Source organism: Chryseobacterium balustinum (genome assembly GCF_900168205.1).
In the GTDB taxonomy this organism is placed as follows: Bacteria; Bacteroidota; Bacteroidia; order Flavobacteriales; family Weeksellaceae; genus Chryseobacterium; species Chryseobacterium balustinum.
Genome location: NZ_FUZE01000017.1, coordinates 56,607 through 69,805 on the forward strand (window position 1 = coordinate 56,607; position 13,199 = coordinate 69,805).

At 32.4% G+C, this 13,199-nt stretch carries 11 protein-coding genes; 4 read left to right on the plus strand and 7 right to left on the minus strand.

Translation table 11 applies throughout. The features are described from left to right. Positions 1–12: 12 nt before the first annotated feature. From B5X64_RS16445 to B5X64_RS16460, 4 genes are all read right to left on the minus strand, one after another. Positions 13–573, minus strand: a complete 561-nt coding sequence (locus B5X64_RS16445) for a DUF417 family protein (protein ID WP_079466278.1) — start codon at positions 571–573, stop codon at positions 13–15. A 61-nt stretch (positions 574–634) separates the two neighbouring features. Then, positions 635–1,468, minus strand: a complete 834-nt coding sequence (locus tag B5X64_RS16450) for a helix-turn-helix domain-containing protein (RefSeq protein ID WP_079466279.1) — start codon at positions 1,466–1,468, stop codon at positions 635–637. 43 nt (positions 1,469–1,511) lie between these two features. Then, positions 1,512–2,072, minus strand: a complete 561-nt coding sequence (locus tag B5X64_RS16455; RefSeq protein ID WP_079466280.1) for a YdcF family protein — start codon at positions 2,070–2,072, stop codon at positions 1,512–1,514. After that, a complete protein-coding gene (locus B5X64_RS16460) occupies positions 2,072–3,619 on the minus strand; it encodes a S41 family peptidase (protein ID WP_079466281.1) in 1,548 nt (515 codons plus the stop codon). Before B5X64_RS16460 ends, B5X64_RS16455 begins: the two co-directional genes overlap by 1 nt. Before the next feature lie 140 nt (positions 3,620–3,759). Here B5X64_RS16460 and B5X64_RS16465 point away from each other — a divergent pair, with 140 nt between their 5' ends. Further along, the gene (locus tag B5X64_RS16465; protein WP_338030631.1) at positions 3,760–4,854 is read left to right on the plus strand and encodes an MBL fold metallo-hydrolase; all 1,095 of its coding nucleotides are present in this window, start codon (positions 3,760–3,762) and stop codon (positions 4,852–4,854) included. 1 nt (position 4,855) lies between these two features. Here B5X64_RS16465 and B5X64_RS16470 read toward each other — a convergent pair whose 3' ends face one another. Further along, on the minus strand, positions 4,856–5,143 hold the full coding sequence (locus B5X64_RS16470; protein WP_079466282.1) for a GNAT family N-acetyltransferase: 288 nt from the start codon (positions 5,141–5,143) through the stop codon (positions 4,856–4,858). A gap of 496 nt (positions 5,144–5,639) precedes the next feature. Here B5X64_RS16470 and B5X64_RS16475 point away from each other — a divergent pair, with 496 nt between their 5' ends. Continuing rightward, the gene (locus B5X64_RS16475; RefSeq protein WP_079466283.1) at positions 5,640–6,824 is read left to right on the plus strand and encodes an MFS transporter; all 1,185 of its coding nucleotides are present in this window, start codon (positions 5,640–5,642) and stop codon (positions 6,822–6,824) included. Between the two features lie 69 nt (positions 6,825–6,893). Here the strand turns inward: B5X64_RS16475 and B5X64_RS16480 are convergent, their stop codons facing one another. Together B5X64_RS16480 and B5X64_RS16485 are read right to left on the minus strand one after the other, a co-directional pair. Further along, positions 6,894–7,511: a hypothetical protein gene (locus tag B5X64_RS16480; protein WP_079466284.1), complete on the minus strand. Its 618-nt coding sequence runs from the start codon at positions 7,509–7,511 to the stop codon at positions 6,894–6,896. Positions 7,512–7,876: 365 nt separating this feature from the next. Continuing rightward, a complete protein-coding gene (locus tag B5X64_RS16485; RefSeq protein ID WP_079466285.1) occupies positions 7,877–10,096 on the minus strand; it encodes an NADP-dependent isocitrate dehydrogenase in 2,220 nt (739 codons plus the stop codon). A 172-nt stretch (positions 10,097–10,268) separates the two neighbouring features. Here B5X64_RS16485 and tpx point away from each other — a divergent pair, with 172 nt between their 5' ends. Continuing rightward, complete coding sequence (tpx, locus tag B5X64_RS16490; RefSeq protein ID WP_074228029.1) at positions 10,269–10,766, plus strand: thiol peroxidase; 498 nt, start codon at positions 10,269–10,271, stop codon at positions 10,764–10,766. An 87-nt stretch (positions 10,767–10,853) separates the two neighbouring features. Next, positions 10,854–13,190 carry an adenylate/guanylate cyclase domain-containing protein gene (locus B5X64_RS16495; protein WP_079466286.1) on the plus strand — a complete coding sequence of 779 codons (2,337 nt, stop codon included), beginning with the start codon at positions 10,854–10,856 and terminating at the stop codon, positions 13,188–13,190. Positions 13,191–13,199 lie beyond the last annotated feature (9 nt).

The following is a 13,199-nucleotide window of genomic DNA, read 5'->3' on the forward strand; positions in this document are numbered from 1 at the left end:
AAAAAAATATAATCACCTTTTTTTCAAAATACTTTTCGCAGAATCTGAAGCAATCACCAAACCTGCACCCAACATAATAATATCTTTTATAACCAGTCTTCCCGCGCCGGATAAATAAGGAAAACCATGCTGATTTCCACCCAAATCCGGAACCCAGGTTTCTGGTGTTGTAATAAGAAAAGAAAGTGTGATTACCGACATTCCGGCTGTTAAAATTCCGCTTAAAACTCCAACTTTAGGATAGAAAATTCCTAAAAGTACCAGAATTCCGATGATACTGATTACACTTCCTAGAGCATAAGAAAAAATATACGTACCGTTGGTTTTATGCCATTGAATATTTTCAGGAACTACTTCGCCTTCTTTATTTTTGTGAAGTTTGTAATTATCGGTATCAGAAGCGTTTTTTTGAAGAAAAAAGCTCATAAAAGGAGAATTGGCTACAAAAGGAATAATACCTTCCGCTTCATATTGAAAAGCTTTGAGACCTCCGATCCATGCCATTACAATAAAAATACTTATTCTTAAAAAGTGGATGAAGTTTTTCTGTGAGTTTGCTAAAAGTTCCAGCATAATTTATTTTTTGACAAAGTTATGCCGAACTAATAGCTAATAAAATAGATGATTGTGGAAGTTATTTGTATAAATCTGCCACGATAGAAATTCCTGTTTCTTTTCTGAACTGTGTTGGTGAAATTCCTACGTATTTTTTGAAATATTTACTGAAATGAAATTCATCATTAAAATTGAGTTCCACAGCGATTTCTTTAATCGATTTTCGGGTAAGATGAATCTGTTTTTTAGCTTCCAGAATTACCCGTTCCTGAATAATCTGAGAAGGAGTTTTATTAAATTTAGATTTGATTTTCTTGCTTAAGGTATTTGAGGTTACATGCAGCAAATCCGCATAAAAAGACAGACTTTTTTCTAAAATAAAATGTTCTTCCACTAAGTTTTGAAATGATTTCAGTTCATTAAAATCATCTTTTATTATTTCCTTATCAGGAAGCAGTTTATTCTTTTCCCTGCTTGAAATGGCCAGAATTAACTGAAGATATGACTGTAAAACCGAACCTGAAAAATCTTCATTATGATTTACGTCCTGAATTTTTAAAAAATAATCTGAAATCTCCTGATAAACTTCTTCGGTTAACGAAAAATGCGGAAAAAGATAAATATTATTGAAAAGCAAACCGTTACACGCCACTTCTTTTTTATGAAATTCTATACAGTAAAAATCACCATGAAAGTTCAACACTTCAGCCTCCATCTCATTTTCACTTAAAATATGAATATTCTGAAAAGGTGAAGTGAAAAATACCGTTTTTCCTGTAAAATTATATTCTATAAAATCAACAACGATTTTTCCGCTTCCATTAAACAAGAAAATATGATACATTGAGTCACTGAAGGTATTTTCAAAATACGCTGAACTCTTTTTCTGAACGGAAAAAAATGTACTTTTCATATCCTAAAACTACAGAATTTTCTTTTAAAGATTTATGAAAACTCTACTGAGTATAATAAGCCGGAAATTCTCTTAAAATAGAATATAAATCTCGCCATTCAAAATATCTCGGACTTACACTTTTCACATCCGTAAAACCTTTCTCTTTAAAAAGTTTTTTTGTGCGGGTCACATGAAAATACTGAGAAACAACGATGATGCTTTTAAACTTATATTTTTGTTGAAATTTTAAAGAATTTTCAACGGTCAATCTTGTGTTATTGCCGTAATTATCCACAAGAATTACAGAGTCAGGAATTAAATTTTTTACTAAAAATTCTTTCATTTTATCACCTTCATAAAAACCTTCTTTACCTAAACCACCACTCACCAGAATTTTTTTAACCCGCTGATTTTTGTACAATTCAATTCCGGTTTCCAAACGCTTTTCAAGTCTTGCGGATAAAGTTCCGTCTTCGTTTACTTTGCTTCCGAGGATGATAGAAATATCTGCTTTTTCACCGCTGTCATACAATCCATCAATTACGATGTAGATGGTATGAACTATAAACCAAGAAATAATCAGGATGACAACAAACTTTAAATATTTAATTAAGTTTTTCATCAATCTGCAATTTTTAAGCTTTCTTTTTCTTTCTTAATTTCTGCTTTCACCCAATCCAGTTGCGAATCTTTTTGATCAATAATGTCCTGCATACTTTGCGTAATTTCCACATCGGGAGTGACTCCTTTTTTTGTATTTTCAAAAGTGATATTGGGTTGTATTAAAAGCAATCCAATCGGTAAATCTATTTTAGAATTGGGAAGCTGTTGATAAGAGTAAAACCCTGCAACCGTTCCGTCATTGGCACCACCGGTCTCTTCGCCAACCAAGGTTACCCGTTTGTCAAATTTTAATTTAGCGGAAATAACAGATGATGCCGAAAAACTTCCGCCATTAATCAAAAAATACACTTTCCCTTTGAAAGCATTTTCTTTAGGTTTTGTCGGTTTGTTTTCCTTCATTTTATAGTAAGCAACACCATCTTTTCCTTTGTAAACATTCAAAGCCTGATAAAAGAAATATCCGGGATAAGCCAGACTTTTAACAGTGTATTGCAACGGATTTGACTTTCTGAAATAATTGGTTTTAAGTGGTGTTACTCTTGATGTAAGCTGTGAAGGTTTTATCAAAACAAAAGGCTCAGGAGCAAGATAAGAATAGAGTTGATTGATTTCGTACAGCGAACCACCATAATTTTCGCGAATGTCGATGATGAGGTAAGAAGATTCTGCATTTTTGATTTTTGTAAAAGATTCTTTGTAAAATTTATCTGAAAATGATCTTGAGAAACTTTTTATTTTCATGTAAGCAACTGTACTGTCTTTGTCTAAAAATTTAAAACTTCTGTTGTAAGAACTTGTTGAAGCCACGTAATCATTGAGCTTTTTTTCGGGAGTTCGTTTTTTACCAGCCTTGTCTTTTTCAATTTCTTGTTTGTTTTTGCTTTCCCGTTTTAAAATCAGAGTTTGTTTTTTGTCATTGTAAAGAGTTTCAATTTTCGCGCTGTCCATTATTCCTTTTTCGGCAACAAAAAAGTTGAAGAAAACATCCTTAAGATAATAAGGATAAAAAGTAGTGTTGTAGCCGTCACTGCTTATTAATTCACGGTATTTTTTAAGATAGTTTGAGACAGGGACATCATTAATACTTAAAAGCTCAGTTCCCGGTTTGATGTTCTGAATAGAATCTTTATTTTCAATGAAATACAAATGATCGTCTTCTACTTGGTATTCAAATCTTCCAAAGAGACCTTTTTTGTTCTTTAAAGCTTTAATTTCTTTTTTTGAAAACCTTTTTGCCGGAATTTTCAATGATAAATGACCTTCACGGATTTGTGCGATGACAGGTTGTAGTTTAAAATAAAACTGTTTGGGAGTTAAAGGTTTGTTGATGGTCGATTTTAAACTGTCAAATTTAAAATCGAGTTCTTTTTTTGAAATATACCAGTTTAAATTCGGATGCATTTCCTGAAGTTTTTGATAAGTAAAATCGATATCATCACGCAATTTCTCGGGAGAAATCAGGCTTAATCTTTGCGCATTATACTTTTTTACAGAAGTACAAGAAGCAAAACTTAAAATGATCAAAATGAATATAAAATATTTCAAAGTAAGAAGTTTTTTGAGTAAACGAATTTAAAAACTTTTAAATAATTAAATGAAAAAAAAGTAAAATTTACTTTCATGCGTCATTGATGAAAGAGTTCTAAACTTAAAGAAAGTTTTTTACATTTGAATATCAAATTTTAATGATGGTTTATTTAATTATATTGATCGCAGTACTGGTTGCAGCAACTTATTTTGTAATGTCTCAGGAAGTTTTTGGAGCAGCACCGAAAGGAAAACGTCTGGAAAAAATACTTAATTCTAAGAATTATAAAGATAAGCAATTTCAAAATCAGAGTTTTACCCCACAAATTGCTGAGGGCTTTTCTATGCCAAAAGTAATGTTCGATTTTTTATTTGGTAAAAAAGATCCGTTACTGAAGCCTTTACAGGCAATTCCGACGATTCATACAGATTTAAATAGTATTTCAGCTAACGAAGATGTTTTCATTTGGATGGGGCATTCTTCTTATTTTATAAAAATCGATGGAGTTTCATTTTTGATTGATCCGGTTTTAAGCACATTTGGTTCGCCTTTTAAGTTTTTCAATAAAGCTTTTGAGGGGTCAGATTTGTTTAAACCTCAAGATATTCCGAATATTGATTATTTGGTGATTACACATGATCATTACGATCATTTAGATTTTCCGACGGTAAAAGCAATCCGTGAGAAAGTAGGAAAAGCAATTATGCCTTTGGGAGTGGGAGCACATTTTGAAAGATGGGGATATTCTGAAAATCAGATTATCGAAGAAGATTGGGGTGCAAGTGTCGCTTTAAAAGATGGTTTTAACATCACATTTACCCCGGCAAGACACTTTTCGGGAAGAAAATTCCAAAGAAATACGACGTTGTGGACTTCTTATGTTCTTGAAACGCCCACGAAAAAAATATTTTTAGGTGGCGACAGCGGTTATGATACTCACTTTAAAACAATTGGTGAAAAATACGGTCCATTCGATTTTGCAATCATTGAAAACGGGCAATACAATCCGGCTTGGAAATACATTCATGCTTTGCCGGAAGATGTTATTCAGGCAAGTTTAGATATTCAGGCAAAAAATATTATTCCTGTTCATTCCGGGAAATTTGCTCTGGCTTTACATCCTTGGAATGAGCCATTGCAAAAAGTAACGACGCTCGGAAAAGAGAAAAATTTACAGATTCTCACTCCGAAAATCGGTGAAAAATTAGATTTAAATAACACATCGTATCATTTTCAAAATTGGTGGGAATAATCTATTCGTGCCAAATTCCTTTATATCTTTTCGGATGATTTCCTAACTGTTGTCTTACGAAATCGCATTCAGGGTCAATCATCAAATCTTTTTCTTCGGCAAAACTTACCAATCTGTCTAAAAGAAGTTTGGCGTAGCCATGACCTTCCAGATTTTCATCAATTTTGGTATAATACACATTAAGCAGTCGTCCGTCAACGGAAATCGACATATAACCTACTTTTTTGCCATCAATTAACAGCTGTAATTCATCTTGGTAAGGGGTGATTTCAAACTTTATACTTTCCATAATTTCTGATGCTTTTGGTGAAACTCTTCCTTAAAATTACAAATTAAATTTTTACAAAGCGAAGATTTTAAGAATTTTAAAATAATTTATAATGATTTAAATTAAATTATTAGGGTTTAATAATCTCAACTTTTTGATTGTAAATCTATCGTATTTTTTGTTTCTTTCTTAAATGAATTGGCTTTTTTACCTTTATGAATAATTATTTACAAAAAAAACTTTGTTTTAACCTTGCGATTCTTAGAAGCTAAGAAATACAAAAATTTAAAACTACTTCTAAAGCAAACTTCCACTTTCCCCTAAATTAATTGATAAGTAATAATATAATAACGAAAATTTCCTGCGTTATTTGGTAATCATCATAAAATGCCGAACAGCAAATCACATTACATTTACGATTGAATTTAATTATATATTATTTCAGAATTATTAATCTAAAGAAACACGCTTGAACAAATAAAAAGTCGGACTTTTGGGGCTTGAAAATTTCATTCGGATGTTAAAAGAGAAAAATAAATTTATTGCAACGATTCTTGCTTTTGCAATGATTCCGATGTCGGGTTTGGCAACAGATATTTATCTGCCTTCAATGCCGAGTATGGCGACCGAACTTCACCAACCCGAAAGCAATATTCAGCTTACTTTATCGATATTTTTGATAAGTTATGGCATCACGCAGTTTTTTGCAGGAAGTATTGTTGATTCTTTCGGACGATACAGAATTTCAATGGCTTCTTTGGCTTTATTTATTGTCTCTTTCCTGATTACTGCGACAACTCAAAATATCTTGGTAATCTATGCAATGCGGGTTTTGCAGGGGATTTTGTCAGGATTTGCAGTGGTTTCTAAACGTGCTTTTTTTGTGGATGTTTATGAAGGTGATGAGCGGAAACATTATCTCAGTATTATGACGATTGTATGGTCAGTTGGTCCGATAATCGCGCCGTTTATCGGAGGTTATTTACAGAAAATTTTCGGTTGGCAATCTAATTTCTATGTTTTGGCGGGATATAGTTTGGTTCTTTTAATTTTTGAATTGATTTTTTCAGGGGAAACTTTAAAGAAAAGAAATCCTTTCAATGTTGAATTTTTGCTGAAAGAATACGACTCGATGTTTAAAGCGAAAGATTTTTTCTACGGAATGGTGATGTGCGGATTGAGTTACTCGATGATTATGTTTTTCAATTTGTGTGGTTCTTTCATTATCGAGCATAAAATGGGGTATTCTGAAGTTGTTGCGGGATATGTTTCCCTGATTCTTGGTTTTGCCTGGATGGCGGGAGGTTTTTTAGGAAAAGCATTAATCAATAAAGCATTTTTACCTAAAATTAGAAATGCCAATTTTATTCAATTGCTGCTGATTGTTTTGATGTTTATTGCATCTTATTTTTCAAATAATATTTACAGTTTGGTTGCTTTTGCATTCGTCATTCATGTGACTGCCGGATTTATTTTTAATAATTATTTCTCGTACTGTATCGGAAGATTCCCCAATTCAGCTGGACTTGCAGGAGGAATGACCGGTGGAGTCGTGTTTATTATCACTTCTGCAATAAGCTACGGAATTGTAGCGCTCATCAAACCTCAGATTCAACTGGAAGTTGCGGAAGGATATTTTGTAATGGGAGTTTTAGGGCTGTTTATTTTAAGTATGATTAAATGGAGAAAAGCGCATGTTTGATTACTGTGTTATAAGTACTAAAAATTCCATACAAGCCTAAAACTTAAAATTTAAACTCACAAAAAGAAATTAAAAATTTCGATTTCTAATTAGAAGAGTTATGTTTACGATTAAAAAATGAAGAAACACACCTATTCCAATACAGTAAATTATAAAATAATGAATTGAATAAAATATATTAGCAGTAGGTGTTATGGGAGACATATTTCCTGTAAATATTGAAGATGTGCTATAGGGAAGTAATGAAGTATAAGTCCAAATATTATTCCTGTCTAATTGTACTTTTTTAGTTTTGTAATATTGAAGTTCATTTTTAAGATAATTTATCTGTTGATTTATTACACTTCCAAATTTAGTAGAATCCAATTCGGTTTGACTACCACTTTTATATAATTTATTTTTTAAAATACCTTCTTTATTAAATATATAAATGGTTGCTATAAGGTTACCACGAATATCGGAATTAAAATCAGAATGGATTATGTGGTTTTTAGTAAATTCTAGTCTTTTTAATTCTTTTAATGACTTATGAAAAATAACGCTATTTGTAATTTTTATATATTCAAGATTTTTAATTTCGCTAGGGAGAGATTTCGAATCATTTGCCCATTCATTAAGTATTATTTCCTTTTGATTATCATGAATAGATGTTCTAAATTCAAAACTATCAGGATTATTTTTAAGCATTAGAGTGTATATAAAAGGAAATGCGATTAAATGTAAAAATAATAGGATTGAAAGAGAAGTAAGTGCATATTTCGAATTCTTATATCGCTTATATTTTGAAATCCTGTAAAAATATATACATAAAGAAAGAATAAATAATATTATAAATATTGTCGAAAATATTTCCCATATACCAAATGATATATTATTAGCTAAAATTGTTGTTATCATAAAGGTTTTTAAAGTTTATTAGGTGTATTTAATAAGTAATATCGATTAAAAAACTATTGAAAATTAAAAAAAATTGCATTAAGTAAATTATGGGAAGCCATAAAACAAAAAAGCTCCTTAAAAAAGGAGCTTTCAATTTATATTAAATCTGAAAATTAAATTCCGTCAATAATTTCATTTAAAACAGTACTTGGTCTCATTGCCTCATACGTTTTGTAAGTGTCGGTTTTGAAGTAGCCGTCAATGTTTTGAGGCTTACCTTGAGCACCGATCAATTCAGCATTGATTACCTCTTCATTTTCGTGCATTGCTTCTGCAACCGGAGCAAATTGTTCAGCTAATTCTGCATCTGCTGTTTGGTTTGCCAAAGCTTCAGCCCAATACATTGCCAAATAGAAGTGAGAACCTCTGTTATCGATTTGTCCAACTTTTCTTGCAGGAGATTTGTCAGTCGCTAAGAATTTAGCATTTGCTTCATCTAATGCATCCGCTAAAACCTGAGATTTTGTATTTCCTTGAGTTTGTGCTAAATGTTCTAAAGAAGCTTGTAAAGCTAAGAATTCACCTAAAGAATCCCATCTTAAATAACCTTCTTCCAAGAATTGCTCAACGTGTTTTGGAGCAGAACCTCCAGCTCCTGTTTCGAACAAACCACCACCGTTCATCAATGGAACGATGGAAAGCATTTTTGCAGAAGTTCCAAGTTCAAGAATTGGGAAAAGGTCAGTTAAATAATCTCTCAATACGTTTCCTGAAACAGAAATAGTATCTTTTCCTTCTCTTGCTCTTTTCAACGTTTCCGTCATTGCGTCTTTTACATCAAGAATTTTAATGTCAAGTCCGTTTGTATCGTGATCAGCTAAATATTTTTCAACTTTTTTGATCATTTCTCTGTCGTGAGCTCTTCCTTTATCTAACCAGAAAATAGCAGGAGTATCAGAAAGTCTTGCTCTGTTTACCGCTAATTTTACCCAGTCTTGGATCGGAGCATCTTTAGTCTGACACATTCTGAAGATATCACCCGCTTCAACTTTCTGAGAAAGAAGAACGTTTCCAGCTTCGTCCTGAACTTCAACTGTTCCTTCAGCAGATGCCTGGAAAGTTTTGTCATGAGAACCGTATTCTTCAGCTTTTTGAGCCATCAAACCTACGTTAGGAACAGAACCCATTGTTGTAGGATCTAATTTTCCGTGCGCTTTCATATCATCAATAACTGATTGATAAAAACCTGCGTAAGAACGGTCTGGAATGATACAAACAGTATCTTCTTCGTTTCCGTCTTTGTTCCACATTTTTCCTCCGCCTCTTACCAAAGCAGCCATAGAAGCATCAACGATAATATCTGAAGGAACGTGGAAATTCGTAATTCCTTTATCAGAATTTACCATTGCCACTCTTGGTCCGTTTGCTAAAGCAGTTTCAATATCAGCTTTAATATTCGCTTCCTGAGCATTTCCTTTTATTTTATCAAAAAGATCAGCCAAACCGTTGTTTGGATTTACATCTAAAGATTTAAATGTTTCAGCATATTTAGTGAAAACATCTTTAAAGAAAGTCTCAACGATTGCTCCGAAAACGATTGGATCTGAGATTTTCATCATCGTCGCTTTCAGGTGAGCAGAAAGAAGTACGTTTCTGTTTTTAGCTTCTTCGATAGCTTCCTGAACGAAAGATTTCAAAGAATTTAAATTCATTACAGAAGAATCGATCACTTCTCCAGCCTGAAGACCTGCGAAATCTTTCAATAAAGTTTCAGCACCGTCATTTCCTTTGAAAACAATCTTATATTTTGTAGCATTCTCTAGAGTAGTAGAAGTTTCAGTTCCGTAGAAATCTCCACTGTTCATGTGAGCAACGTCAGTTTTGCTGTCTGAAGCCCAGTTACCCATTCTGTGAGGGTTTGCTTTTGCGTAGTTTTTAACAGCTTTTGGAGCACGTCTGTCAGAATTTCCTTCTCTTAATACAGGGTTTACAGCACTTCCTAAAACTTTAGCATACTTAGCTTTGATAGCTTTTTCCTCATCATTTTTAGGTTCAGCAGGATAATTTGGAACTGCGAAACCTTTAGCTTGCAATTCAGCAATAGCAGCATCTAATTGAGGAGCAGAAGCTGAAATATTTGGTAATTTGATAATGTTTGCATCCGGTTGAGTTGCTAATTCTCCTAATTGAGCTAAAGCATCAACGATTTTCTGATCGTCTTTCAAAAATTCTGGGAAGTTTGCTAAAATTCTTCCTGCCAAAGAAATATCCGGAACTGCGATCTCAATGTTTGCTGATTTTGTAAAAGCTTTTACAATCGGTAAAAACGAGTGTGTTGCCAACATTGGAGCTTCATCCGTAAGGGTGTAATAGATTTTTGATTTGTCTGACATTATACTGTTATTTATTATTTAAATTTTTAGTCTCACAAATTTAGTTAAATTTTAATTTTTTTCGCTTTAATAGTCAATGAGATTTTCCACTTTAAGAATTATTTAACCTTTATTTCAAACAAAATCATTTAGAATTTAAATAAATTTGATGAAAATTATAAATTTATCAAAAATGTCTACAATCACGTTTAAAGGAAACCCAATCAATACAATCGGAAACCTTCCAGAAGTTGGAAGAGAGGCTCAGGAATTTACTATGGTATCTTCAGATTTATCTGAAAAAAATCTTGCAGATTACACAGGAAAAAGAGTAGTATTAAATATATTCCCAAGCATCGATACAGGAATTTGTGCTGCTTCAGCAAGAAAATTCAACGAAGAAGCGTCAAACCTTGACAATACAGTTGTTATTAATGTTTCTAGAGATTTACCTTTTGCATTATCAAGATTTTGTGCAGCTGAAGGTTTAAATAATGTTGAAACGTTATCAGATTTCAGAGGAAATTTCGGGGAAGATTATGGTGTAACGCTTTCAGATTCACCTTTAAAGGGTCTTTTGAGCAGAGCTGTTGTTGTTTTAGATGAAAAAGCTAAAGTAATTTATACAGAGCAAGTTCCTGAAATCGGACAAGAGCCTAATTACGAAGCTGCTATCGCATCTTTGAAATAAATGAAAATATTTCTCATCAATTTGAATCATTCTGTTATTTAATAGAATGATTTTTTTATTTTTGTACATCAACGCAATAACCAGCCATTGAAGAATAAATTTACCTCTTTTGCAATTATCTGTTTTCTCTTTTGTGGGAACACAGTTTTTAAAGCACAGGAATCTGTTGAGATTAATAATCTTAAAAGTCAGCTGAAATTGACTAAGTCTGACAAAGAACGAGCAAAGATTTTTGGAGATTTAGGTAATATCTATTCTCAAAATAAAAATGCAGACAGTGCAATTTCATATTCCAAATTATCATTATCCATTTATTTAAAAAACAATGATATTGAACAAATCGGAAGAGCAAATTTGTTTATAGGGACTTTGTTTTTGCAAAAAAATGATTTAGTTACGGTTGAAAAATACTTGTTAGAAGCCGAAAAATATCTCCATAAAACTGAAAATTACGAAAAGAGAGCTCTTCTCAATTTTTGGATGGCACGACTGAATGCTGTTAATAAAAAAAGTGATATTGCTACAAAATATTACAATGAAATTTTAAAATATAATAAAGAAGGCAGAAAAATAGACAAAAATCTTGTAATGGAATCTTACCAAGGTCTTTTTGCCAACAACTTTATAAAGCAGGAATATGCAGACAGCTATACAGCTTTGTATACCTACATTGATTTTGTAAAAAAAAATTATCCTGAAAATTTATATCCTGCATACAGAAGTGCAGGAACATTTTTCTTAACCAGTAGAGATAATAAAAAAGCGCTGGAATATTTCCAAAAAGGGTTGGATGTTTCCCAAAAGAGCCGTAATGATTTGCAGATAGCAGAAGCGAAAATTTTTATGGCTAATGTTTATTCTGAAATGAATCAACTGGAAGTAGCGAAAAAATATCTGAATGAGGCTAAAGCTTATTATGAATCTCATAATTTGAAAAACAGTTTACCTCTGGTTTATTACTATTTCTCGGATATTTATTCTAAAGAAAAAGATTTTGTAAAAGCTGAAGACTACGCCGCTAAAGTGATGAAATTGAGTGATGAAAATGACCCGATGTATCAGTATTACAAAAATCATGAAGGATTTATCGGGCTAAAGAAAATTATGGAAGACAGTCTTTCGCTAAAAAATAGTCCCTCAAAGCTTTCTGAATTGGAAATTAAAACCAAAGAACAGGTAAAAAATCTTGAGTATTTTACTCAATTGAAAACTTATGTTTCTCCAGAAATTTTCATACAAAATTATGAGGTATTGCATCGGGCCTATGCTTTTTTAGGTGATTATAATCAGTCTTATTCATATTTAAAAAAGATGTATGATAAGAAAGAAGAAACTTATGGAATCGACAAAATGAAGGCGCTTTCTTCTGTACAATCTGAGACCGAGCTAGCCAACGAAAGAACCCGTATAAAACTTGAAGAAGATACCAAAAGAATTCAGCTTCAGAAAGAAATAGAATTAAAAGCGCTTCGTTTGGAATACGAAAAAAAACAAGCGGCTGCAAAAACGGAAGAAGAAAGAAAAAGATTGGCGCTTGAAGAAGATTTAAAACGAAAAGAAATTCAGATTAAATTTGATGAAGAGCAAAAAGCTGTAACTTTAAAATATTCTCAGGAAAAAAATATTGCCAAAATCAATCAGGAGAAAAAAGATGCCATTGCAAAAGCAGATTTAGAAAGTTCTAAAACTCAAAAAAATATGTGGGCAATTGGAGCTGGTTTATCTTTGCTGTTATTAGGTTTTGCTGGGTTTTCCTATAATCAGAAGCGAAAAGACAACAAAAAAATTGCTGAAGAAAAACAAAAATCAGACGATTTACTGCTTAATATTCTTCCGTATGAAGTTGCTGAAGAATTAAAAGAAAAAGGAAAAACTAACGCCAAACATTTTGATGAGGTTTCGGTTTTGTTTACAGATTTTGTCAACTTTACAGCAAATTCCGAAAGAATTGGTGTGCAGGAAGTTTTGAATGAACTAAATATTTGCTTCACCGAATTCGACAGAATCATGGAGAAATACAACTTAGAAAAGATAAAAACCATTGGGGATGCCTATTTAGCAGTGAGTGGTTTACCGATTTCTAATGAGCAGCATGCAACAAATGCAGTGAATGCAGCTTTGGAAATTCTTTCTTATATTCAGCAAAGAAAAAAAGATAATCCCAATGCTTTAGATATCAGAATAGGAATTCATTCCGGACCGGTGATCGCAGGAATTGTGGGCGTGAAAAAATTCGCTTACGATATTTGGGGAGATACCGTAAATACGGCTGCAAGAATGGAGCAAAACAGTTCACCGGGAAAAGTAAATATTTCTGAAGCAACCCATCAGTTAATAAAAGAAGACTTTAATTTTGAGCATCGCGGAAAGATCGAGACCAAAGGAAAAGGTGCGATGGATATGTATTTTGTAAATCAAATTTAATTTTATCAG